At 68.2% G+C, this 22287-nt stretch carries 20 protein-coding genes; 11 read left to right on the forward strand and 9 right to left on the reverse strand.

All coding sequences use genetic code 11. From position 1 onward, the window contains the following. Window positions 1-21: 21 nt before the first annotated feature. Window positions 22-903, forward strand: a complete 882-nt coding sequence (locus tag ACSSVZ_RS10465) for a ParB/RepB/Spo0J family partition protein (protein ID WP_453969785.1) — start codon at window positions 22-24, stop codon at window positions 901-903. A 135-nt stretch (window positions 904-1038) separates the two neighbouring features. Here the strand turns inward: ACSSVZ_RS10465 and ACSSVZ_RS10470 are convergent, their stop codons facing one another. After that, on the reverse strand, window positions 1039-1881 hold the full coding sequence (locus tag ACSSVZ_RS10470; protein WP_453969786.1) for a 3-keto-5-aminohexanoate cleavage protein: 843 nt from the start codon (window positions 1879-1881) through the stop codon (window positions 1039-1041). A gap of 100 nt (window positions 1882-1981) precedes the next feature. On the opposite strand from ACSSVZ_RS10470, the gene ACSSVZ_RS10475 reads away from it, so the two are divergent. The 3 genes from ACSSVZ_RS10475 to ACSSVZ_RS10485 all read left to right on the forward strand — a co-directional run bounded on the left by ACSSVZ_RS10475 (window position 1982) and on the right by ACSSVZ_RS10485 (window position 4543). Further along, window positions 1982-2449 (forward strand): carboxymuconolactone decarboxylase family protein, encoded by a 468-nt coding sequence (locus ACSSVZ_RS10475; RefSeq protein WP_453969788.1) that lies wholly within the window; start codon window positions 1982-1984, stop codon window positions 2447-2449. Between the two features lie 12 nt (window positions 2450-2461). Next, window positions 2462-3376 carry a sigma-70 family RNA polymerase sigma factor gene (locus ACSSVZ_RS10480; RefSeq protein ID WP_453969790.1) on the forward strand — a complete coding sequence of 305 codons (915 nt, stop codon included), beginning with the start codon at window positions 2462-2464 and terminating at the stop codon, window positions 3374-3376. A 315-nt stretch (window positions 3377-3691) separates the two neighbouring features. After that, on the forward strand, window positions 3692-4543 hold the full coding sequence (locus ACSSVZ_RS10485; protein ID WP_453969792.1) for a PRC-barrel domain-containing protein: 852 nt from the start codon (window positions 3692-3694) through the stop codon (window positions 4541-4543). A gap of 177 nt (window positions 4544-4720) precedes the next feature. Here ACSSVZ_RS10485 and ACSSVZ_RS10490 read toward each other — a convergent pair whose 3' ends face one another. After that, window positions 4721-5386, reverse strand: coding sequence for a Crp/Fnr family transcriptional regulator (locus ACSSVZ_RS10490; protein WP_453969794.1), 666 nt, complete (start codon window positions 5384-5386; stop codon window positions 4721-4723). A 380-nt stretch (window positions 5387-5766) separates the two neighbouring features. On the opposite strand from ACSSVZ_RS10490, the gene ACSSVZ_RS10495 reads away from it, so the two are divergent. Together ACSSVZ_RS10495 and ACSSVZ_RS10500 are read left to right on the forward strand one after the other, a co-directional pair. After that, entirely contained in the window at window positions 5767-6363 is a 597-nt protein-coding gene (locus ACSSVZ_RS10495; protein WP_453969795.1) for a hypothetical protein, read from the forward strand. An 87-nt stretch (window positions 6364-6450) separates the two neighbouring features. Then, a complete protein-coding gene (locus ACSSVZ_RS10500; protein ID WP_453969797.1) occupies window positions 6451-7164 on the forward strand; it encodes a DUF4396 domain-containing protein in 714 nt (237 codons plus the stop codon). Between the two features lie 98 nt (window positions 7165-7262). On the opposite strand, the gene katE is transcribed toward ACSSVZ_RS10500, so the two are convergent. Further along, window positions 7263-9386 (reverse strand): catalase, encoded by a 2124-nt coding sequence (gene katE / locus ACSSVZ_RS10505; RefSeq protein WP_453969798.1) that lies wholly within the window; start codon window positions 9384-9386, stop codon window positions 7263-7265. Between the two features lie 181 nt (window positions 9387-9567). Beyond that, complete coding sequence (locus tag ACSSVZ_RS10510; RefSeq protein ID WP_453969800.1) at window positions 9568-10839, reverse strand: hypothetical protein; 1272 nt, start codon at window positions 10837-10839, stop codon at window positions 9568-9570. A gap of 395 nt (window positions 10840-11234) precedes the next feature. Here ACSSVZ_RS10510 and ACSSVZ_RS10515 point away from each other — a divergent pair, with 395 nt between their 5' ends. Further along, on the forward strand, window positions 11235-11519 hold the full coding sequence (locus ACSSVZ_RS10515; RefSeq protein ID WP_453969802.1) for a (2Fe-2S)-binding protein: 285 nt from the start codon (window positions 11235-11237) through the stop codon (window positions 11517-11519). 264 nt (window positions 11520-11783) lie between these two features. After that, window positions 11784-12815, forward strand: a complete 1032-nt coding sequence (locus ACSSVZ_RS10520) for an extracellular solute-binding protein (protein ID WP_453969803.1) — start codon at window positions 11784-11786, stop codon at window positions 12813-12815. Window positions 12816-12825: 10 nt separating this feature from the next. On the opposite strand, the gene ACSSVZ_RS10525 is transcribed toward ACSSVZ_RS10520, so the two are convergent. Both ACSSVZ_RS10525 and ACSSVZ_RS10530 read right to left on the reverse strand, forming a co-directional pair. Next, the gene (locus ACSSVZ_RS10525; RefSeq protein WP_453969805.1) at window positions 12826-13512 is read right to left on the reverse strand and encodes a YoaK family protein; all 687 of its coding nucleotides are present in this window, start codon (window positions 13510-13512) and stop codon (window positions 12826-12828) included. Window positions 13513-13760: 248 nt separating this feature from the next. Then, on the reverse strand, window positions 13761-15458 hold the full coding sequence (locus ACSSVZ_RS10530) for an ABC transporter permease (protein ID WP_453969806.1): 1698 nt from the start codon (window positions 15456-15458) through the stop codon (window positions 13761-13763). Between the two features lie 539 nt (window positions 15459-15997). On the opposite strand from ACSSVZ_RS10530, the gene ACSSVZ_RS10535 reads away from it, so the two are divergent. Then, a complete protein-coding gene (locus ACSSVZ_RS10535; RefSeq protein WP_453969808.1) occupies window positions 15998-16435 on the forward strand; it encodes a baeRF12 domain-containing protein in 438 nt (145 codons plus the stop codon). 55 nt (window positions 16436-16490) lie between these two features. Here ACSSVZ_RS10535 and ACSSVZ_RS10540 read toward each other — a convergent pair whose 3' ends face one another. Then, window positions 16491-17951, reverse strand: a complete 1461-nt coding sequence (locus ACSSVZ_RS10540) for a TrkH family potassium uptake protein (protein WP_453969810.1) — start codon at window positions 17949-17951, stop codon at window positions 16491-16493. 305 nt (window positions 17952-18256) lie between these two features. Here ACSSVZ_RS10540 and ACSSVZ_RS10545 point away from each other — a divergent pair, with 305 nt between their 5' ends. Then, complete coding sequence (locus tag ACSSVZ_RS10545; RefSeq protein WP_453969812.1) at window positions 18257-20017, forward strand: monovalent cation:proton antiporter-2 (CPA2) family protein; 1761 nt, start codon at window positions 18257-18259, stop codon at window positions 20015-20017. A gap of 22 nt (window positions 20018-20039) precedes the next feature. On the opposite strand, the gene ACSSVZ_RS10550 is transcribed toward ACSSVZ_RS10545, so the two are convergent. Both ACSSVZ_RS10550 and ACSSVZ_RS10555 read right to left on the reverse strand, forming a co-directional pair. Next, window positions 20040-20801: a glutamine amidotransferase gene (locus ACSSVZ_RS10550; protein WP_453969815.1), complete on the reverse strand. Its 762-nt coding sequence runs from the start codon at window positions 20799-20801 to the stop codon at window positions 20040-20042. Window positions 20802-20882: 81 nt separating this feature from the next. Then, window positions 20883-21365, reverse strand: coding sequence for a tellurite resistance TerB family protein (locus ACSSVZ_RS10555; RefSeq protein ID WP_453969817.1), 483 nt, complete (start codon window positions 21363-21365; stop codon window positions 20883-20885). A 346-nt stretch (window positions 21366-21711) separates the two neighbouring features. Here ACSSVZ_RS10555 and ACSSVZ_RS10560 point away from each other — a divergent pair, with 346 nt between their 5' ends. Continuing rightward, the gene (locus ACSSVZ_RS10560) at window positions 21712-22239 is read left to right on the forward strand and encodes a YHS domain-containing (seleno)protein (RefSeq protein WP_453969819.1); all 528 of its coding nucleotides are present in this window, start codon (window positions 21712-21714) and stop codon (window positions 22237-22239) included. Window positions 22240-22287: the final 48 nt, after the last annotated feature.

Consider the following 22287-nt stretch of genomic DNA (forward strand, 5'->3'; position numbering starts at 1 on the left):
CGAGCAGGCGGTGCGTCGACCATGGCTGAGGATCCCCAGAAGAAGCGCCTGGGGCGCGGGCTGGCCGCGCTTCTGGGCGACGTCGAGCCCGAGCGCGTCAGCGAGGAGGACACGCGCGGGCTGCGCCGCGTTCCGATCGACCTGATCGCCCGCAATCCGCGCAACCCGCGCAAGAGCTTCGACGAGGCCGACCTCGCCGACCTCGCCGCCTCGATCAAGGATCGCGGCGTGGTGCAGCCGATCCTGGTGCGGCGTCAGCCCGGGTCCGGCAAAGGCTACGAGATCATCGCCGGCGAGCGGCGCTGGCGCGCCGCCCAGAAGGCCGGGCTGCACGAGATCCCGGTGGTGGTGCGCGACGCCGACGACCGCGAGGCGCTCGAGCTCGCCATCATCGAGAACGTCCAGCGCTCCGACCTCAACGCCATCGAGGAGGCCGAGGGCTACGAGCGGCTGATGGGCGACTTCGCCTACAACCAGGCCCAGCTCGGCTCGGTGATCGGCAAGAGCCGCAGCCACGTCGCCAACACGCTGCGCCTGCTGAAGCTGTCGCCGAAGATCCGCGGCTTCGTCGTCGAAGGCACGCTGTCGGCCGGCCATGCCCGCGCGCTGCTGACGGCGGAGGACCCGGAGGGGCTGGCCGAGCGGATCGTGCGCCAGGGGCTGTCGGTGCGCGATGCGGAGCGGCTGGCGGCCGAGAAGATCCAGGCGGCGAGCACCGCCGAGGCGCGCCCCGTCCGCAAGGATGCCGACACCCGGGCGCTGGAGCGGCGGCTGTCGGTGGCGCTCGGCCTGACCGTGACGCTGGCGCATCGCCAGTCGGGGGCCGGCGAGCTGAAGGTGCGCTACCGCACGCTGGAGCAGCTCGACGAGGTCGTCCGCCGGCTGGAGAACGACGACGCCTGAGGCCGGTGATCGGTCGTCGGGCGCGGCGCTGCCGGGGGCATCCGCAAGACCGGGAGACGGGCGCGACGTTGCCGCGATCGCCTGCTGTTTTGCCGGGCAAGGGCATTTGTAAGCCGGCTCATTAAATCTCCCGCTTCAGCGGGAATGCCAGCTCTGCCGCAGGTCGGCGGCGGTTGCCGTCGCGCATCCGGCGGCGCGCACGAGCCCGGCAACGGTGCCCACCAGGGCGGCGTTGTCGGCGGCGGTCGTCCCGTCCGGCAGGACCAGGTTGTTCTCGAAGCCGACGCGGACGTGGCCGCCGAGAAACGCGCCGGTGGTGACGCAGGCGGCCTCGCGGGGGCCGAACGCGCAGACGCTCCAGTGGGCGAAGCGCGGCTGATCGGGCGCCATGAACGGCAGCAGGTCCGCCGGAGCGGATCGCTGGCCGGCGGTGTATCGGCCGAGCACGTAGAGCACCGGGACGTCGTCGAACGGCACCACGCCGCGGCGCAGCATGCCGGCCAGCCGGACGGCCTCCTCCGGGGCGTAGAGGATGATCTGCGGGACGATCGCCTCGCGCGCCATGAACGCCAGGAGGTCGGCGAACGCGGTTTCGTGCGCGGCATCGGGGACCAGCTCCCGCAGCGCCAGCGATGCGGCCTCCGGCCGGACGTCGCGCACCACCGCCGTCTGGGCCTCCGGGGCATAGCGGCCGAGCGCCTCGGTGGTGATCTGCACGACGATCTCGTCGCCGACGGCGGCCCGGATCGCCGTGGTCGCTTCCCTGTAGGCCGCGGCGTCCAGAAGGTGCGCGCCGTCCCGGTCGCGGACATGGACGTGGATCATCGCCGCGCCCGCATCCACCGCGGCACGGGCGGTCGCGGCGAGCTCTGCCGGCGAAAGCGGAAGGGCCGGGTGATCCGTCTGCGTCCTGCGGCCGCCGTTGGGTGCCACCGCGATGGCGACGGGAGGGCGCGTGTCGGTCTGCGGTGAAGCCATGGGGGTTGGTTCCGATTTGTTTCGCGGCCGATGTCACACGTGCCGAGGCTGTCTCGTCTTGATGGCATCGACGATCCCCTTTGACCATCGGAGCGACACCATGAAAAGCCGTCTCAACTTCGCCTCGGCCTCGCCGGAGGGCATCAAGGCCATGCTGGGCCTGGAAAAGTTCGTGCAAGGCTGCGGCCTGGAGAAAAGCCTGACCGAGCTCGTCAAGACGCGGGCCTCGCAGATCAACGGCTGCGCGTTCTGCCTGCACATGCACACCCGGGACGCGCGGGCGGCGGGAGAAACCGAAGAGCGCCTCTACCTGCTGTCCGCATGGCGGGAATCCCCGCTCTATTCGGCGCGCGAGCGGGCCGCACTCGCCTGGACCGAGGCACTGACGCTGGTCTCCGAGACAGGCGCCCCGGACGCCGACTATGATCGCCTTGCCGCGGAATTCTCGGCGGAGGAGCAGGCGAACCTGTCGCTGCTGATCGGGGCAATCAACGTCTGGAACCGGCTGGCGGTGGGATTCCGCTCGGTCCACCCGGTGACGGCGCCGGATCTGGCACGGGCCGGCTGAGGCAAGGGCACGATGGGCGACGATCCGGTTGCGGGCTTCGAGACCAACCGCAGGCGGCTGGCGGCCATCGCCTACCGGATGCTCGGCTCGGCGGCTGAAGCCGACGACGTCGTCCAGGATGCCTTCCTGCGCTGGCACCGCACCGACCGGGCAGAGATCAACGATCCGGGCGCTTTCCTGGCCCGGATCGTCACCCGCCTCTGCCTCGACCGGCTGAAGGAAGCGCGCCGACGCCGGGAAACCTACGTCGGCACCTGGCTGCCGGAGCCGCTGGTCACCGAGGCGGGATTCACGGTGGACCCGGACGAAGGGGTCTCCGGCGACATCTCGGTGGCGCTGCTGCTGGCGCTGGATCGGCTGTCGCCGGCCGAGAGGGCCGCGTTCCTGCTGCATGACGTGTTCGATGTCGGGTTCGACGAGGTGGCGACCATCCTGCAGCGCTCGCCCGCCTCGTGCCGCCAGCTGGCGAGCCGCGCCCGCACCCACATCCGGGAGGAGCGCCCCCGCTATTCCACGGACCCGGCCGAGCAGCAGGCCATCGCAGACGCCTTCTTCGCGGCGTCGCGGTCCGGAGACAGCGGCGCGCTGGCGCGCCTGCTGGCCGAGACCGCGACGCTGCACTCCGACGGCGGCGGCCGGAAGCCCGCGGCGCTGAACGTGCTCTCCGGTGCCGGCAGGGTCGTGCGCTTCCTGGTCGGCGTGCAGCAGAAATGGGGGCAGCAGCCGCCACGGTTCGCCCGCCGGCTGGAACTCAACGGGCTCCCCGGGCAGCTCACCGTTGAGGCCGACGGGACAGTGCAGACGGTGGCGCTGGCGATCGACGCGGGCCGGGTGGCGGCCGTCTACATCACCCGCAATCCCGACAAGCTGCGCCATCTGGAGGCGCTCGTGACCCCCGAGGTGCCGGGCGCCCTGCCGGGGGCATGACCCCGCGCGCTTGCCGCCGACCGCCCGGAGGTCCACCGCCGCCGGCGGTCGCGCCGCCGACCAGCTGCGGGCACCAATGCTGTTTATCTTTGCGGATTTTCCAGATTAACCATCAAGTCATTTATCATAAGTTAATATAACTTTTCCCTGAAACGCATAGGCATACATTCACTGAAGTACACCGAAATATAATTTGGAACGTAAGGGCACGCGCATCGTTGGCGGGGGAGTGCGTCGGACACAAAGATCCGGCGGCACCGACATGACGCCTCGATCGACGAGGCGTTGATCAGATACGCAAGGAAGGAGACAGCCATGTTGCGAATGACGACCTCCGTCGCCGTCGGCGCGCTGCTCGCCGGCCTCGCCGTCCCGGCCCAGGCCCAGACCGACACCAATCAGCAGAACCGCGCGGCGGCCGGCAACCAGTGCCAGGTCATCAATCAGCAGATTGAACAGCAGATGGCGTCGAACCCCGACATGCGCGCGCAGTACAGGGGCGAGGTCATGCGGGATCTGCGCTCGCTGCGCGACGCGGCCCAGACGCTCGCCGCCTACGGCCAGACCGAGGCGTGTCAGAGCCTGGCGGACGCGATCCACGAGATCACCCAAAATCCGCAGCGCAATGACCAGGCGATGCAGCGCAGCGGATCCGGCCAGGCCGCGAGCGGCAACCAGCAGCAGGCCGCCAATCAGGCCGGGACCCAGCAGCAGACCAGCCAGGCCCAGCGTGCGCAGGGCCAGCAGCAGAGCGGCCAGGCCATGCGCGGTCAGCCCACGTACGAGCGAGCCCAGAAGGTGACGGGCATGCAGGGCCAGCTGCGGGCGGAAAACATTCTGGGCTCCGACGTTCGCGGCACCGACGACGAGTCGATCGGCGAGATCGACGACGTGGTGCTCGCCAGCGACGGGCAGCCGACCTACGCGGTGGTGACCTACGGCGGGTTCCTCGGTCTCGGCGAAGAAGCCTCGGCCGTGCCGTTCAAGATGCTGCGCGTGTCGCAGAACGACGACGTCTACTACCTTCCGCTGACGGAAGCGGACCTGGAGGAGGCGCCCCGCTTCGAGCGCGGCAACTTCGAGTGGACCGAGGACGATCAGTGGCGCGCCCAGAATGACGACTACTTCGCGTCCTTCGGGGACGAGAACCGGTCCGACGCCGGGTAACCGGTAACGTTCGACCGCAGGAAAACACAACGCCCGTCGGCTGAAGCCGGCGGGCGTTGTTCGTCGTGCCCCTGCTCAAGGTATTGAGTCTGGAGCGATTTCTTATCGGTCAGGTGAGTCCACCTGACCGGAAAGGGCTCCAGCGATCGCGGCTGGTGGCGGAGCCGCCGGCCGGGCTCACACGCTGGCGATCTCCGCCAGCATGCGCTCGTCCTTGACCGCCAGCCGCCGCCCTTTCAGCGCGATGCAGTCGGTGCGGATGAGCCGCCGGAGGGTCTTGTTGGTGTGCACCAGCGACAGGCCCAGGCAGTCGGCGAGATGCTGTTGGGTCAGCGGAAACTCCATCGTTCCGGCCAGACCCGCCCCGCACGCGTTGACGCGCCGGGCCAGCGACCAGATCAGATAGGCCGTCCGCTCAAGCGCGGTGCGCCGGCCCACGGTCAGAAGCTGGTCGTCCAGGATCTGCTCCTGGGCAGCGGCGTGCCGGGCGAGAGCGGCAAGCGCACGGCAGCTGGCGGCATCGCCGTCCGCCTCGTTCAACCTGTCGAGCGTGCACCGCGACAGCCGCACACGGGTCAGCGTCTCCACGCCGTGCTCGATCCGGGGGCCCACCGAGGCCTGCAACCCGATCACGTCGCCGGGCAGGAGAAAATTGAGGATCTGCCGGCGTCCGTCGGCGAGCATCTTGTAGCGAAAGGCCCAGCCCTCGCGGAGACGGAAGAGACCGACGGCTGCGGCGCCCTCGCGAAACAGCGTGACGCCGGCAAGCGCCACGCGCTCGATGCCCGGATTCTGGACCCTGGGCGGGCCGTGCAGTTCCTTGGCGTGGTTGCAGATGTCCATTTTTCGTTTCGGTGAAAGATCACCGCCCCTCTTTCGAAGCTCTCCTGTCTTGCCCAATACAACAACCGGCGTGGATCCCGGGTTCCCGCGTGTCGGCTTCGTGGTGAGAATGCGGATTTCTCATGAACGACTTTCGAAGAATGGGGCAATTGTGCAGCAAGAGCTGCTGAGTGAATCGTTCGACACGATCGGTGCGGGAAAGTCGAAGTAACCGGGAGGGCGTTGCCGCCGATCGCGGATGGCGCCGGCCGGTATGTACCTCTTAGCCTTGCCGCTCCGAGGAAACATTTTCAGCCCCAGGCTGTTCGGCCTTCGGGTGGGAGGCGCACACACCGAACAGAGGCTGCCCGATGGCTTCAAGGAAAGCGGAAGCGCCAACCGTGAAGGATCTCCTTCGCGACGCCGGCTCGACCTATGCCGGAGAACTCGGGATCGACCTTGCGAAGAATACCCCCTCGCCGTTGTTCCGCTGGCTGTGCGCGTCGCTGCTGCTCAGCACGCGGATCTCGGCGGATCTGGCCATGAACGCGGCCAAGGAACTGGCCCGGGCGGGATGGCGGACGCCGGAGAAGATGGCCGCCGCCACCTGGGAACAGCGCACCAAGGTGCTGAACGAGGCCGGCTACGCGCGCTACGACGAGAGCACCTCGAGGCGGCTCGCCGAGGTGTCCGAGAAGCTCCTCGACGCTTACGGCGGGGATCTCCGCAGGCTGCGCAAGCAGGCCGGGGAGGACCCGAAGCGGATGCGCGACCTGTTGAAGGACTTCAAGGGCATCGGCGACGTGGGCGCCGACATCTTCTGCCGGGAGGTGCAGGCCGCCTGGCCGGAACTCTATCCGTTCGTCGACCAGAAGTCCGTCGACAGCGCAAAGAAGCTCGGGCTCGCCAGCTCGAAGGAGGCGGTCGCCAAGCTGGTTCCGCAAAAGGATCTGCCGCGGCTGCTCGCCGCTCTCGTCCGCACGGACCTGCGCCACTGACCGTGCCGTCCCGTCCGCGCGGCCTCGCGAGACCCCGCCGCGTCCGGCGGCCGGGTCATCCCGTCGTCCGACACGAAGGAGCACGCCATGATCCCGCTCTGGCTCCACTGGCTTTCGGTCATCTCGCTCGCGGCGGGGGCCGCCTGCGCTGCCGTCATCGCCGTCGACGAGGTCCGGCATCCGCAGCCGATGTGGATCATGAACCTGGTGTGGCCGCTCGTTGCCCTGTCGGGCAGCGTCCTCGTGCTGTGGGCCTACTTCGAGGTGGGCCGCAATGCCGCAGAGGATGTCCACGGCGGCGATGAGGACCACGGCGGATCGTCGTTCGCCGTCTCCGTGGCCAAGGGCACGTCCCACTGCGGTGCGGGCTGCACGCTGGGCGACATCGCGGCTGAATGGCTGGTCGTGGCCGTCCCCGTGATCGCGGTGTGGTTCGGCTGGCACTCGCTGTTCGGCGAGAAGATCTTCGCGGTCTGGATCGTCGACTACATCTTCGCGCTGGCGTTCGGCATCGCCTTCCAGTTCTACGCCATCGCGCCGATGCGCGGGCTCGGGGTCTGGGAGGGGTTCTGGGAGGCGGCGAAGGCCGACGTGCTGTCGCTGACGTTCTGGCAGATCGGCATGTACGGCTTCATGGCGGTGGCCCACTTCTGGCTGTTCGGGGCGCTGCTGGGCGTCAAGCTCGAGGCAACGACGGTGTCCTTCTGGTTCATGATGCAGATCGCCATGATCTGCGGCTTCATCACCGCCTACCCCATCAACTGGTGGCTGATCCGCGTCGGCATCAAGGAAGCGATGTAGGCGTCCACGAAAAGGCCCGGCCGCCGGGAAGCGGCCGGGCCCGAGTGTCCCGCTCGGATCGTTTTCGATCCGAGCGGGGACTGCCGAGGGCGCGCGCCTCACGCCCAGGCGGCATGGACCTTCGGCTCGCGCTCCCAGAACCGCAGCTTGCGGCAGGCCGTCACGAACGCCTGGGCATCCTTGTCGGCCTTGAGCTCCACGAAGCCGCCGTCCATGTCGGCGGCGACGCCGGCCTTCTCGAACAGCGTCATCGCCGGCTCGGAATAGGCGACGAACTTGGCGTGGGCGAAGGCATCGTTGACGAAGTCCTTGGCGGTGGATTCGTTGGCGAGCGTTGCCGCCCCGTCCGGGCCCGGCAGGATCGCCACCGCGTCGTAGAGCACCGACGGGCCGCCGTTGATCTTCTGCTTCGCCTCGATCCACGTGCCGTCGCTCGCCTCGACGCCGCCGACCATGGGGGCGACGAATTCGATCAGCGCGCCTTCCTTCTCCAGCGCCGTCTTTAGGGCCTTCACCAGGGCGATGTCGGTGCCGTCGGTGACCAGGCAGCCGACCTTGCGGCCCTTGAAGCTCTCCGGTCCGTTGAGGATGATCGACAGCTTCGGCGAAGCCTTGAGATCCATCTTCGTCGGTTTGGCCGCGTCGGCCGGCTTCGGCATCTGCTTCAGGCGGAGACCCTTGGCCACCTTCTGGGCGAGCTCCTCGTCGATGTTGAGGAGATGCGACACGACACGGGCGCGGATCGCCGGGGTTTCGACCTTCGACAGCTCGAAGGTGAGTGCGGCGGCGATGTGGGTCTGCTCGATCTCCGTCTGGGAGATGTAGAACTGCCGCGCCTGGCTGTAGTGGTCGGCGAAGCGCTCGGAGCGGACCCGGCCCTTTTCGGCGTCGATCGCCTCGGGGTAGGAGCGGAAACCCTTCTCGGTCTCGCGCGGGCCGCCGATCTCCGGACCCCAGGAGTTGGGCTCGTAGTTCGCCCGACCCGTCGGGTTGGTGAAGGCCATGTGGCCGTCCTGCTGGAAGTGGTGGAACGGACAGCGCGGCGCATTCACCGGAAGGTGGGTGAAGTTCGGGCCGCCGAGGCGCTTCAGCTGGGTATCGAGATAGGAGAAATTGCGGCCCTGCAGCAGCGGGTCGTTGGTGTGGTCGATGCCGGGGACGATGTTCGCCGTGTGGAAGGCGACCTGCTCGGTCTCGGCGAAGAAGTTGTCGACGCAGCGGTCGAGCACCAGCCGCCCGACGATGCGGATCGGCACCAGCTCTTCCGGGATGATCTTGGTCGCGTCGAGCACGTCGAAGTCGAAGCTCTCGGCGAACTCCTCATCGAAGAGCTGCAGGCCGAGCTCCCACTCGGGATAGTCGCCCATCTGGATCGCATCCCAGAGGTCGCGCCGGTGGAAATCGGGATCGGCGCCGTTGAGCTTCAGCGCTTCGTTCCAGACCACCGACTGGAGCCCCTGCTTCGGCTTCCAGTGGAACTTGACGAAGGTCGACTTGCCCTGTGCGTTGATCATCCGGAAGGTGTGGACGCCGAAGCCCTCCATGAAGCGGAAGGAGCGCGGGATCGTCCGGTCCGACATGATCCACATGACCATGTTCATCGCTTCCGGCATCAGCGACATGAAGTCCCAGAAATTGTCGTGCGCCGTCTGCGCCTGCGGAAAGCCGCGGTCGGGCTCCTGCTTGGCGGCGTGGATCAGGTCGGGAAACTTGATCGCGTCCTGGATGAAGAAGACCGGGATGTTGTTGCCGACGATGTCCCAGTTTCCCTCCTTCGTGTAGAGCTTGACGGCGAAGCCGCGCACGTCGCGGGCGAGGTCGGCCGAGCCCTTGTTGCCGGCCACCGTGGAGAAGCGGACGAACGCCTCCGTCTTCTCGCCGGCGCGCTGGAAGAGGTCGGCGCTGGTGATGTCAGACAGCGACTCGTAGGTCTCGAAGAAGCCGTGGGCGCCGAAGCCGCGCGCATGGACGACGCGCTCGGGGATGCGTTCGTGGTCGAAGTGGAAGATCTTTTCGCGGAAGTGCTGGTCTTCCATCAGCGTCGGTCCGCGCGGACCGGCTTTCAGGGAGTTCTGGTCGTCGGAGACCGGAGCGCCCTGCTGGGTGGTCAGCGGCGGCACGTCGCCGGAGGCGACCTGATGGGTTTCGCCGCCGGTGCCGAAGAGGACCTTCTCGTCGGAGAGCGTCGCGGATGTCCGCTCGCTCTTGCGTTTCTCGGCCATGGAACCCTCGCGTGTGAATCGGAAGCTGGAAATGGCGAATGGGCGCGCGGGCGCGCGGCCCGCTTCGCACAATTCCAAACAAAGCCTCCGGTCGAATGTTCCAGGCGACGTTCGTGCAGGTGTTTCGGAAGAGGAACGGCGCGGCGCGATGGTCGCCGCGCAGCGGTTGGCCTCAGGCCATTCAGGGGAGGCCGTCCGGGGCGGTGTCGGCGCGATCGGTCGAGGGCGCCCGTCCGATGGAGGGGCCGGTCCCGATGCGTTCCCACCGCAGGCGCTGCCAGAGCTCGGAAATGACGGCGCCGAAGCCGGTGACCAGGACGAGGGCCACCGCGAGCCCGCCCACGTACGGGATCAGCGCGGCGGCGATCAGCACGAACAGACCGGCGATCAGCCAGCCGATCTGGCTGGCGCCGCCCGGATCGCCCGACCGCATCAGCCGCCGGACGATCAGCCCCACCGCAAGGGAGCCTGCCGCCAGCGCAAACAGGTTGCCGAGCGCCAGTGCGGTCAGGACCGCCAGGCCGATCGGCAGCCCGACGACGGAGACGGTCGACACGGCCGCAAGCGCGATCGCCACGACGAGAAGCCCGAGACCGCGCGCGAAATGCGGAAGCGGGCGCAGGACGACGCGTGTCGCGGCCGCGGTTCCGAAGGCCGAAAAGGCGATCTGAACCCCGAGCAGAAGCACGATCACCGCCGTCAGCCAGGAGAGGGCCAGGAAAATGCCGATGCCGATGAGGGCGAAGACGATGCGCCGCAGGTTGGGCAGATGGAGCTCGAGGCGGCGCACCTCGCCGCCGATGGCGGCGCCTTCGGCGATCTGCGGTTCGTGTCGGCTTCGGTAGACGAGATCGCCGCCGATGCGCGCGTTGGGGCCGATGATCACCGTCTCGGCCAGGACATCGACCTTGCCGTCGATGGTGCCGTCGATGGTGATGGTGCGCGCGGCGGCGCGCAGGGTGCCGCCGATCCGGCCGCTGACCGAGATCGTTTCGGCGGCCAGGCGCGCATCGTCGGCAACGACGCCATCGGGGGTGATCGCGACCCGCCGCGCCACCGCCATCACGTCGTCGTCGACGCGGCCGCCGATGACGAGGCTCTCGGCGACGCCGATCAGATCCGCGGTCGAGCCGCCGTTCAGCGTGATGGTGGCGCCGGCGACGATCGCGGTTCCGACGGCGGCCTCCTGGAACACGATGTCGCGGGCGGCGGCGAACACGTCGTCGGCGACCTGCGCGGTGATGGTGACCGTCCGCCCCGCCAGGAACTGCATGTCGCCGTTGTCTCTGGACAGCACGAGGTTTTCGCGGTCGGTGAGCGTTGGCGACGGCGTCGACTGGGCGTGGCCGCGTCCGATGCCGAGGACGGTCATCAGCAGGGAGAGCAGGCCGACGGCCGCGAAAAGAATCGCGCGGTGCGGACGGCTCGGTGCTTCCAGTCGCCATGCGTCCATCGTCGACCCCGTCCTTCAGCCCTGGCCGACCCTATCTGGCCGCTGACCGATCCTGCTACCGGGTCTTGCGAAGAATCAAGGTGACAGCGTGGATGGCCACGGCATCTTTCTGCGGGGCGCCGGATTCTGCCCCGAACTTGCGAACCGGGCCGCCGGCCCTATCTCGAGGGCGTGCGCGGGTATGCAGCGGTGTGACGCGCGGGCCGGCGCGTATATGAGCAGCTTCTTTGGAATCAGTATAATTTAAGTCGTCGACGGCTGGCTTTGCGTAGTTCGAGTTGTTCTAAATCCAGTCTGAAGTTTTTTTCTTGACGCAACGCTTGCCGACCGTGTTCCTTGTCCGCCGGGTTGAGCGGGTCGGTTGCTGCCGTCCCGCCGAGGTCTCCGAGGCGTCCATGATCGTTTGCTCTTGCAATGCTCTGTCGCACGACGACATCCGGGAAGCGGTGCTTCTCGTCCGCAAGGTGCGCCCTTACGGGCCGATCACCGTGGGCGAGCTCTACCGGGCCCTGGGCACGCGCCCGAAGTGCGGCACGTGCCTCTCCCACGCGACCGAGCATGCGAAGCGCTACGACACGGCCGGCGACGGACAGTGCTGCAAGTGCCCGGGCTCCAAGTGCTGGTCCTGCGACCATGCGGCTTCCGAGCGGGACAGCGAGTCCGACGTCGTCGCCGCCTGACGGCCGCTCCGGCCACCGCGCATCCCGTCCTTTCCGAGTATTGCGCCGTTCAAGCACTGGTGATCGCTTGAGTCATTCCATTTTATAGTGGAAGTTGCGTTTTGCGAGAGCGGCTTACACGAAGTTACTTTAATTATTCCAAATAAAGTCTCCCGCAGTGTGCTTGACACCCGAGGGGATGTCTTCGAGGAAGACGGGCGGATGCGCGTCTGGCGCGGATCCGGTTCTAATCCCTTCAATCAATTCTCGAAGACGGAGCTGACGATGTCCCTGCCATACCGGCACAGCCGAGCTGCCGCCGCCTTTCTTGCAATCGCGCTTGGCGCCGCTACCCCGGCTTTTGCCGACGGCGTCGTCAACATCTACTCGTCGCGCCACTACGACAACGACGAGCAGCTCTATGCGGGGTTTGAAAAAGCGACCGGCATTCAGGTCAACCGGATCGAGGACAATGCGGACGTCCTGATCGAGCGCATGACCAGCGAGGGCCGCAACAGCCCGGCCGACGTGTTCATCGCCACCGACGCCGGCCGCTTGTGGCGCGCCGAGGAGGCCGGCCTGCTGCAGCCGACGGATTCCGAGTACATCGTCTCCCGCATCCCCGACCACTTCCGCCATCCGGACGGGCTGTGGGCGGGCTATTCCAAGCGCGCCCGGATCATCTTCTACGACAAGGAGGGGGTGACCGAGCCGCCGCAGACCTACGAGGAGCTCGCGGATCCCAAGTACAAGGGCATGATCTGCACGCGCTCGAGCTCGAACGTCTACATGCTGTCGCTGCTCGCCTCGATCATCGAGAACGAGGGCGCCGAAGAGGCCCAGAAGTGGGCGCAGGGCGTGTGGGACAACCGCGCCCGTGATCCCCAGGGCGGCGACACCGACCAGCTGACGGCGATCGTCTCCGGCGAGTGCCAGATCGTGCTCGCCAACCACTATTATTTCGTGCGCGGCGTGGCGGGCAACGTGCCCGGCCTGACCGGCGAGACCGACAAGATCGCCTGGGTCTTCCCGAACCAGGAGACCACCGGCACCCATGTGAACATTTCCGGCGCCGGCATGGCGGTGAACGCGCCCAATCCGGAGAACGCGCTGAAGTTCCTGGACTACCTGGCGACCCCGGAAGCGCAGGAATACTTCGCCGCCGGCAACTTCGAGTTCCCCGTCGTCGACGACGTGGAGGAGGCCGGTCCGGTCGCCGATCTCGGCACGTTCAAGGAAGACACCATGAACCTGTCGAAGCTCGGCGAGAACCAGGCGGAAGCCCAGGAGATCTACGACCGCGTCGGCTACAAGTAGGACCTTCGCCTCAGGTCTCCCGCATCTCCGGCCGGCGCAGCGCCTGCCGGAGATGCAGGACGGCCAGAAGGGCGGCGACGACCGCGGGCCCGACGAGGGACAGGCTCAGCCCGGCCTTCAGAAAGCCCAGGCCGCCAAGCACGGCGCCCACCACGAGCGCCGTCCACGACGCGAGGTGGGGCGACCACGCGGCCGCCCCGGCCTTTCCGGCGAGATGCCGGGCGAGGCCCTGCCCGGTCGAGACCAGCGCGCCGGTGACGAAGGTGCTGCCGAGCGTCGTGCCGGCCACGGCCTGCCTGAGGTTGTTCTGGGCGCCCATCGCGAAGGCCAGCGGCAGCAGGTGCACGACCGTGACGCCGTCCCGGGCGGTGACCACCACGGCACAGATCAGCACCGATTCTCCGGCCAGAATGCCGGCGCTCGCGAAGCGCGGCCCGATTTCCACGAGCAGGGCTCCGCTCGCCACCCCGGCGAGGAAGAGCACGATCAGCAGGGCGGCGCTGACCGCCGCGGCCGTATCGCCGCTCGCCAGCGACGCCGCGAACTGGGTGCTGTTGCCGCTCATGAACGAGACGAAGAGGCCGCTGAGCGCCAGATAGCCGATGGCGTCGACGAAGCCCGCGAGCGCGACGAGAAGCAGCGCCTGCCCCAGTTGCCGCGCAACGGCGGACCCCTCGGAAGGTCCGGTACTGTCCATCCTGGCAGGGTTCCCCGTGTGGCCGTCTCGACGATCGACCCGCATACTACAGCGCGGAACGCCCGCCGGAAGCCGGTGCGCACTGTCGGCATCGCGTGCGCGCGGTCCCCTGCGCTATGCGTGCGTTCGGGTGCGCGCTTCTGCGCTTTTCGGGCGCCGTTGCCGGTGGCATCGGAACAGCGCGTGCGCGGCTTGTCCAAGCATCGGATGGATCCCCGAAAACCGGCGCCGTTTTCGGCGCCGATGCCTCAGCGATGCGCCCCCGGCCGCGCTTTGGTGATCTGGCGGGACAGCAGGATCACCGGGACGAGGCCGACCGCCATGATCACCAGCGACGGGGTGGAGGCCTCGGCGAGCCGCTCGTCGGAGGCGAGCCGGTAGGCCTGGATCGCCAGCGTGTCGAAGTTGAACGGCCGCATGATCAGGGTGGCGGGCAGTTCCTTCATGATGTCGACGAACACGATCAGCGCCGCCGTCAGCAGTCCGCCGGAAATCAAAGGCAGGTGGATCCGGACCAGGAGACGGCCCGGCCCGGCGCCCAGCGTGCGGGCGGCCTCGTCGATCGACGGCGTGATCTTGCCGAGGCTGGCCTCCAGCGTGTTCAGCGCCACCGCCATGAAGCGCGCCATGTAGGCGAACACCAGCGCCGCGATCGTGCCCGTCAGGATCAGCCCGGTGGAGATGCCGAACGTCGCGCGCGTCCACGCGTCGAGCGCGTTGTCGAACGTCGTGAGCGGGATCAGCAGCCCGACCGCGATGATGGAGCCCGGCATGGCGTAGCCGAGGGATACCAGCCGGTTGGCGAAGGTGGTGAGCATTCCCGGGCGGCTGCGCGCGGCGTAGGCGAGGATCAGCCCGATGAAGACGGTCGCCAGCGCCCCGCAGCCGGCCAGGGTGAACGAATTCAGGATCAGGCGCACATAGCGCTCGCCGAACAGCGCGTGGGCATTCAGGTAGGTCAGCCGGCCGAGAATGACCATCGGCAGCAGGAAGCCCAGCACGATCGGCAGGGTGCAGGCGGTGGTGGCAAGCCAGGCGCGGGCCCCCGTGAGGCGATATTCCGGCAGGGTGTCGAAGCGGCGGCCGGAATCGAACCCCCGCCGGCCGCGCTGCAGGCGCTCGGCCAGCAGCAGCAGGAAGACGACGCCGACGAGGTTCAGGGCGAGCTGCGCCGCCGCCACCCGGTCGCCGAGCGAGAACCAGGCCCGGTAGATGCCGGTGGTGAAGGTCTGGACGCCGAAATGGGCGACGGTGCCGAAGTCGGCGAGCGTTTCCATCAGCGCCAGCGACACGCCGACCGCGATCGCCGGGCGGGCCATCGGCAGGGCGACCTTGACGAAGGCTGTCCACGGACCCCCGCCGAGGGTCCGGGCGACCTCGAGCGTGCAGGCCGACTGCTGCAGGAACGCCGCGCGGGCGAGCAGGTAGACATAGGGGTAAAGCACCAGCGTGAACATCAGCGCGGCGCCTTCCAGCGAGCGGATCTCCGGAAACCAGTAGTCGCGCGGCCCCCAGCCGGTGACGGCCCGCAGCCACGTCTGCACCGGCCCCGGGTGCTGCAGGAAGTCGGTGTAGGCGTAGGCGATGACATAGGCCGGTGCCGCGAACGGCAGGATCAGTGCCCACTCGAGAAGGCGCTTGCCCGGGAACCGGCACATGGTGACGAGCCATGCCGTCCCCGTGCCGGTCACGAACACGCCGGCCGTGACGGCGATCACCAGGAGGATGGTGTTCTCGATGTAGGTGGGCAGCACCGTCGAGCCGAGATGCGCCCACGTGCCCTTGTCCGTCCCGAATGCCGCCGCCACCACGGCCACCAGCGGCGACAGAAGCACCACCGACACCGCCAGCGCCAGCCAGGCGAGCCATCCGAACCGCCGGCGCGGGGCGGAGACCTCCCGCGGCCAGGCGATGGCGGCGGCGTCGGTGTGGGCGAGTTCCGTCATCTTGTATCCCCGCGTCCCCGCGGTTTCAGGCCAACCATGCTGATCTGGAAGGCAGGGCCCGGCCACGTGGAACGGTCCGGCACAGGAGCATGCCGCAGCAAAGATGCGCCCCGCCGACCGACAGCCGGTCGAGCGTGCGGGCCCCAGCCGTCCGCAGGGTCGCCGACGGCCATGGCAGAGACGCAGTGCGCTTCATAGCGAGGCGGTGGCGGCAAGAAAAGACAAATGAACCCAGTCTTTTACTGGAATAATTCGAAAGTATTCCGCTGCGGAGCGGCCGCTTTGACGCGAGACGCGTTCCGCCGACCGAGCACGCTTATGCAACGGCGCAGGGACGGCCCGTCCGAACACCGGCCTCCGCCGGGAGGCTGCCGTCAATCGATCGGGCATCGGAGCGGGCGCTCGCGCCATCGCCGACGAGCCGGGCCCGGGCCGCGGGACCGGCCCCTCTTGCGCCGGTCTCGGTCGCGCATCACGTGAACTGGATCGGCCGCCCTGCCCCAAGAGACCGGGCGGCGATGAACCAAGGAGAGTTTCCCATGAAGGTCCCGCACGACACGAACATCGTGGTGGCGGATGGTTCGCGCGCGCTTTTCCTGCGCAACGCGGGAGATGACGGGCTGATCGACCTGAAGGTCTTCGATCAGGAGGAAATCGACAATCCTCCGACCCGGGAACAGGGAACCGACAAGCCGGGCCGGTTCAACGACGCCGGTCCCGGCCGCAGCGCGGTCGCCGATACGGACTGGCACGAACTGGAGAAGGAGCGCTTTGCCCACCATCTGGCGGAGCGGCTGTACAAGCTCGTCCAGAAGCGGCCGCACACCAAGCTGATCCTGGTCGCCGCCCCGAAGGTCCTTGGCGAGATGCGGGAGGCCCTGCACAAGGAAGTCGGCGCCTGCGTGATCGGCGAACTGGCCAAGGACCTCACCCACCACCCCGTCTCCGAGATCGAGAAGATCGTCCACGCCAGCTGAGGCGAAGGGCAACGGGCCGATGCCGGACGGCGCGGCCCGGGCGGGGCTGGCTGGGTCAGTCCCGCCAGAACGCCGGCGACAGCAGGACGATCGCCGTCATGATCTCCAGTCGGCCGATGAGCATCATGAAGGCGAGGATCCACGTTTCCGCCTCGCCCAGAGGCCGGAAGTTGCCGGCCGGGCCGATGACGTTGCCGAGGCCCGGCCCGACGTTCGACATGGCGGTGACGACGCCGGTGAGGGCGGTCAGGAAGTCGACCCCGAGGCCGCACAGGACGAGCGTCATCACCCCGTAGATCCCGAAGAATGCCACCAGAAACGTCACGACGGACTCAAACACGTCCTGGTCGATGTGGCGCTCGCCGTAGCGCAGCGGGATGACCGCGTTCGGATAGACCAGCCGGGCGAGCGCGCGCCTGAACGCCAGCCAGATGATGACCAGGCGGTAGATCTTGATGCCGCCCGAGGTCGATCCGGAGCAGCCGCCGATGAAGGTGAGCAGAAAGAACAGGCCGACGGCGAAGGTGCCCCAGAGGCTGTAGTCCTCCGAGGCGAAGCCGGTCGTGGTGACGATCGAGACGACGTTGAAGGCCGATCGCGACAGCGACTGGAAGAAGTCGAGGTTGGAGTTCAGGTACACCCAGATGGCGAGCAGCGCCGAGACGATGGCGATCGCGATGACGTAGACGCGAACCTGCACGTCGCGAAACAGCGACAGCCGCCCGCGCAGCACGAACTCCACGTAGAGAACGAACGGCAGGGCGCCGGCGAGCATGAAGAGAACCGCCGCCCAGATCAGGCCGAGGTTGTCGCCGAAGTAGCCGAACGAGGCGTCGTGGGTCGAAAATCCGCCCGTCGAGACGGTGGTCATCGCGTGGTTGATCGCGTCGAAGAGGTCCATCCCGAGCGCTGCGTAGACCAGCGCGCAGGCGGCGGTCAGGACCGCGTAGAACGCCATCAGCGCAGCCGTCAGGTTGACCATGCGCGGCACCGCCTTTTCCGAGCGGTCCGAGGATTCGGTGCGGAAGAACTGCATGCCGCCGATTCTGAGGAACGGAAACAGGAACAGCCCGATCGCCACGATGCCGATGCCGCCGAGCCATTGCAGCATCGACCGCCAGATGAGGATTCCCCGGGGCAGGTTGTCGAGGCCGGTCAGAATGGTCGAGCCGGTGGTGGTCAGACCCGACATGGATTCGAAGAAGCCTTCCGCCGGCGAGATGCCGTAGGGCGAAAGCCAGAATGGAATGGCGCCGACCACGGCGGTGACCAGCCACAGGAGGGTCGTCAGCAGGAAGCCGAAGCGCGGCGAGAACTTGGGCAGGGGCTGCCGCATCGCGACGATGCCGAGGAGCGAGACGGCGAACACGCCGATGCTCGACCCCATGAACACCACCCAGTCCTTGTTGCCGTCCGCGATGTCGACGAACGCCGGAATCAGCATCGCAACGGCGACGTGAAGGGCGAAGAAGCTCGCGATATAAAGGCTGGGACGAAAGTACTGGAGCGCCTGCATCGGCCCTCGGCCGTCACCTTGCAACCTCGGACATCCGGTCCGACACGGGCGGTAAGTGGCCGCTGCCGGCCGGCGGATGCCACCGCGCCGACATCTGCGGCAGTGCGGCATGCGTTGGCGCCAGCATTAGCGGATCGGCGGCAGCCCGACAACCGCCTGTGCGGAGCAGCCCTGTTGGGATACGCCTTCGTCGCGAACGTATGCGATTCATCGTCCGCGTCGGGGCGACGCTGGCGCGGCGATTGCTACGGCGATCGCTACTGACCCGACGCGCGGACGACGCGACTGGCGGAGGCGAAGGACGAATGGAGCACGGCAGCGAGATCCCGTTCCTGCGGGAGGTCGTCATATTCCTGGTGACGGCCGGCGTCGTGGTTCCGCTGTTCCAGCGGCTCAGGGTGAGCCCGATCCTCGGCTTCCTCATCGCCGGCATCCTGATCGGTCCCTACGGCATCGCCCGGTTCGCCGGCGACTGGCCCTGGCTCGGGTTCGCCACCATCCCCGACGTCGACGGGGTGTCGCATCTGGCCGAACTCGGCGTGGTGTTCCTGCTGTTCATGATCGGGCTGGAGCTGTCGCTGCAGCGGCTGTGGGCGATGCGGCGCATGGTCTTCGGGTTCGGCGCGCTGCAGGTGATCGTCACCGGGGCGGTGATCTGGGCGATCGGGCGCCAACTCGGTCTCGATGGACCCGCGGCGATCGTCGTCGGGTGCTGCCTCGCGCTGTCGTCCACGGCGATCGTCACCGAGCTCCTGGTGGAGCGCCGCCGCCTCGCCTCGCCGCCCGGCCGGGCGGCGTTTTCGGTGCTGCTGTTCCAGGATCTCGCCGTCGTGCCGATCCTGTTCGTGATCGGCGCCTTCGGAAACGGCGACGCGGACGGCCTCGTCGGCGATCTGTTGCTCGCCCTCGTCGAGGCTGCCGTCGCCATCGGCGTCATCCTGGTCGCCGGCCGGATCGTGGTGCGGCCGTTCCTCCGCTTCGTGGGCGCGCGCCGCAACCGCGAGGTGTTCACCGCGGCCGCGCTGCTGATCATTCTCGGCACGGCGGCGGCCACCTCGTTCGCCGGCCTGTCGATGGCGCTCGGCGCGTTCCTGGCCGGCCTCGTCTTCTCCGACACCGAGTTCCGCCACCAGATCGAGGCGGACATCGAGCCCTTCAAGGGGCTGTTCCTCGGCCTGTTCTTCGTCTCGGTCGGCATGTCGATCGACCCGGCCTTCGTCGCCGGCCAGCCGCTGCTCATCGCGGCGCTGATCGTCGGCGTGTTCGTCCTCAAGGCGGTCCTCGTGATGGGCATCGCGCTGGCGGTCCGCCAGCCGGCGGCGATCGCGGTGGAGACCGGCCTGCTGCTGGGGCAGGTCGGCGAGTTCGCGCTCGTCGGCCTGGGGGCGGCAACGGCGCTCGGCGTGATCCCGGGCGACATCTCGGCGCTGCTGGTCGTGGTCGCCGGCGCCACCATGGCGATCACCCCGGTGCTGGTGCCGTTCGCCGAAGCCCTCGGCAAGCGCCTCGAGGCGCGCGACCTCAAGGCGCACGTCGGCCGCCTCGACACCCGGCCGGACGTCGCCGACCACGTGATCATCGCCGGGTTCGGCCGCGTCGGACGGCTTCTGGGCGAAATCCTCGATCATCAGAAGGCGGCCTACATCGCCCTCGACGTGAACGGCCCGTCGGTCGCCTCGCTCCGGCGGGCCGGCGTGCCGGTCTATTTCGGCGACACCAGCCGGGTCGACGTCCTCAAGCGCGCCGGCATCGAGACGGCGTCGGCGGTCATCGTGACGATGGACGATCCGGTGGCGGCGGAGAACATCGTGCGGGCGGTCCGCCGCGACGGCCACAAGGTGACGATCATCGCGCGCGCCCGCGACCGCGCCCACGCCGAACGGCTGTTCGCGCTGGGGGCCGACGAGGTGATTCCGGAGACGGTGGAGGCGTCCCTGCAGCTGGGCGAGGTGATGCTGCGCGGCCTCGGCCTGCCGCCGGATGCGGCGCGGGCGCTGATCGGCGAGCTGCGCGACCAGGAACGCGCCGCGCTGGAGGACTATCGACGGTCGCGTCCGGGCAATTGAGGCCGCCGGCCGGTGGGCCCGATCAGCCGGAGGCAGCCGAGACGGCTTGCGGCATGGGAGCCCGCTCCTCCGCGAGCCACTGGTCGAGAAAGCTCGAGAGCCAGGTCCTGACGGCCGGATCGAAGACGGGCCGGCCGGCGAAATGGTCGCGCCGCTGGCGGGCCCCCGGCAGCTGCATGCGGGCCGACGCCCGGGTGGTCCAGCGGTGCATCATCGCAAGCGTCAGCTCCGGGTGGAACTGGATGCCGTAGGCGTTGTCGCCGACCCGGAAGGCCTGGTGTTCGAAATGCTCGCCGGTCGCCAGCAGCGTGGCGCCGGAACCGGGGACGGTCATCCCTTCGCGGTGCCACTGATAGACCTTGCGCGGCCACTCCATCATGACCTCGCCGGCGGGGGTTGGGTTGAGGTCGTAGTAGCCGATCTCGACGAGGCTATCCTGGTGAAAGCCCACCTGGCCGCCGATGGCGCGACAGAGCATCTGGGCGCCGAGGCAGATGCCGAGGAACGGCACCGATTCGCGCAGGACCACGTCGATGAAGTCGATCTCCTGCTTCACGAAGGCATCGGTGTCGTTGGAGCTCATCGGCCCGCCGAAGATGACGCAGCCGGCATGGTCGGCCAGCGTTTCGGGAAGCCGCTCGCCGAGCGCCGGCCGGCGCATGTCGAGCCGGTAGCCGCGCTGGCACAGCATCTGCCCGACCCGCCCGGGCGTCGATTGCGCCTGATGCAGCACGATCAGGATCTTGCCGGCCGGCTCGGCCAGTCTCGGCAACGGTATGGTCATCGGCTCATCGATCTCCAGAAAACCGAGGGTCCGAGGCGTGGGGCCGGTGCGCGGCCGAGGCTGGACGGCGACGTGCGCCCGTCAGGACGCAGCTCCGTCGTCGCTCCCCGGTTCGCGGCGTCCCTCGACACGCTTCTTGATCTCGATCCGCTCGCGGGACGAGACGCCGAGCAGCTCGGCCACGCGCCAGACCGTGTTGTCCTCGAACTCGGAGATCCGGCCGTCGGCAAATCCCATTTCCCACATCATCTCGACGACCTGCTTGCGGCCGTCTTCGTCGAGGACGCGCTTCAGCACGGAGGTGAAGCCGTAGAGATCCACCGCCTCCTCGTCGCGCTCCTTGGCCAGCTTGACCAAGGCTTCGGTGTCCTCCGCCGTCAAATCATAATGCTCGGCCAGAACTTCGCGCAACACGCGCCGCTCGTCGGCGGTGATCTCGCCGTCGATCGCCACCAGGTGGGCGAGCAGCGCGGCCACCGCGATCCGATGGTCGTCGGGACCGAAAACCCGGTCGCTATCGGTCGTGTCTTCGAACTGCAGCCACTCGCGGATGGCTTTGAGCATGAGGTCCGTCCTTGCGTATCGGCGCGCTCGCCAAGAGGTGGCCACGCCACCCCGAGACAGCGCAAGAATTGCGCCAGCGGGAGGGGAACGCGAACGGCAAGCCGTTCGATCCCCGAAAAATCGATCCGGTTCCGTCTGGAGTTATCGTCGTTCGGCGCTTGCCGCAAGCCGGGGGCCGCCGCGCAGGCGCCCGCAGCAGGGCCAATCACCGATGCGTCGCGGACCCCACACGGTCTCTTGAGAGATCGTCATTTCACGGCGGCCGCGGCGCGCGGCAGGATTGCGGCATCGCCGGATCGGGCGGCAGGCGCACCGCCGCGCCCGGCAGGGTCTGCAGGGGGACACCATGCGCATCGGACACGTGATACTCGGACCGCTTGTGGCGATCGGGCTCTCGAGCGCGGCGCTGGCGGGCGAGCAGTATGTCGACACGACCGGGTTCGCCGCGTCGGGCTATGACGTCGTCGCCTATTTCGACCTGCCCCAGGTCCCGCCGGGCACGCCGCAGCCGGCCGCGGTGCCCGGACGGAAGGACATCACCGCCTCCTACAACGGCGCCACCTTCGCGTTCGCCAGCGCGGCGAACCGCGATGCCTTCCTCGCCAATCCCGAAAAGTATGCCCCCGCCTATGACGGCCATTGCGCCTACGGCGTCGCCAAGGGCGGCAAGGTGCCGGGCAATCCGAACCTCTGGCGGATCGTCGACGGCCGGCTCTATCTCAACATCACGCCGAACGTGGTGACGTTCTGGGAGGAGGACATTCCCGGCAACATCGCGACCGCCCAGAAGAATTGGAGCGGCATCGAGGCCGAGGCGGCATCCGACAAGGCGGTACCGAAGCTCGACACCAAGGCGGCGCCGGTGGGCGGCTGAGGCCCGTTCCGCCTTCCCCGCGGTCACGAAACGGGGCCAGGTCTCTGG

Source organism: Amorphus sp. MBR-141, from assembly GCF_053628695.1.

Bases quoted from the DNA above. Each gene is read 5' to 3' on its own strand.
- ACSSVZ_RS10465 (WP_453969785.1), top strand. From the start codon at position 22: ATGGCTGAGGATCCCCAGAAGAAGCGCCTGGGGCGCGGGCTGGCCGCG.
- ACSSVZ_RS10470 (WP_453969786.1), bottom strand. From the start codon at position 1,881: ATGGCTTCACCGCAGACCGACACGCGCCCTCCCGTCGCCATCGCGGTG.
- ACSSVZ_RS10475 (WP_453969788.1), top strand. From the start codon at position 1,982: ATGAAAAGCCGTCTCAACTTCGCCTCGGCCTCGCCGGAGGGCATCAAG.
- ACSSVZ_RS10480 (WP_453969790.1), top strand. From the start codon at position 2,462: ATGGGCGACGATCCGGTTGCGGGCTTCGAGACCAACCGCAGGCGGCTG.
- ACSSVZ_RS10485 (WP_453969792.1), top strand. From the start codon at position 3,692: ATGTTGCGAATGACGACCTCCGTCGCCGTCGGCGCGCTGCTCGCCGGC.
- ACSSVZ_RS10490 (WP_453969794.1), bottom strand. From the start codon at position 5,386: ATGGACATCTGCAACCACGCCAAGGAACTGCACGGCCCGCCCAGGGTC.
- ACSSVZ_RS10500 (WP_453969797.1), top strand. From the start codon at position 6,451: ATGATCCCGCTCTGGCTCCACTGGCTTTCGGTCATCTCGCTCGCGGCG.
- katE (WP_453969798.1), bottom strand. From the start codon at position 9,386: ATGGCCGAGAAACGCAAGAGCGAGCGGACATCCGCGACGCTCTCCGAC.
- ACSSVZ_RS10510 (WP_453969800.1), bottom strand. From the start codon at position 10,839: ATGGACGCATGGCGACTGGAAGCACCGAGCCGTCCGCACCGCGCGATT.
- ACSSVZ_RS10515 (WP_453969802.1), top strand. From the start codon at position 11,235: ATGATCGTTTGCTCTTGCAATGCTCTGTCGCACGACGACATCCGGGAA.
- ACSSVZ_RS10520 (WP_453969803.1), top strand. From the start codon at position 11,784: ATGTCCCTGCCATACCGGCACAGCCGAGCTGCCGCCGCCTTTCTTGCA.
- ACSSVZ_RS10525 (WP_453969805.1), bottom strand. From the start codon at position 13,512: ATGGACAGTACCGGACCTTCCGAGGGGTCCGCCGTTGCGCGGCAACTG.
- ACSSVZ_RS10530 (WP_453969806.1), bottom strand. From the start codon at position 15,458: ATGACGGAACTCGCCCACACCGACGCCGCCGCCATCGCCTGGCCGCGG.
- ACSSVZ_RS10535 (WP_453969808.1), top strand. From the start codon at position 15,998: ATGAAGGTCCCGCACGACACGAACATCGTGGTGGCGGATGGTTCGCGC.
- ACSSVZ_RS10540 (WP_453969810.1), bottom strand. From the start codon at position 17,951: ATGCAGGCGCTCCAGTACTTTCGTCCCAGCCTTTATATCGCGAGCTTC.
- ACSSVZ_RS10545 (WP_453969812.1), top strand. From the start codon at position 18,257: ATGGAGCACGGCAGCGAGATCCCGTTCCTGCGGGAGGTCGTCATATTC.
- ACSSVZ_RS10550 (WP_453969815.1), bottom strand. From the start codon at position 20,801: ATGACCATACCGTTGCCGAGACTGGCCGAGCCGGCCGGCAAGATCCTG.
- ACSSVZ_RS10555 (WP_453969817.1), bottom strand. From the start codon at position 21,365: ATGCTCAAAGCCATCCGCGAGTGGCTGCAGTTCGAAGACACGACCGAT.
- ACSSVZ_RS10560 (WP_453969819.1), top strand. From the start codon at position 21,712: ATGCGCATCGGACACGTGATACTCGGACCGCTTGTGGCGATCGGGCTC.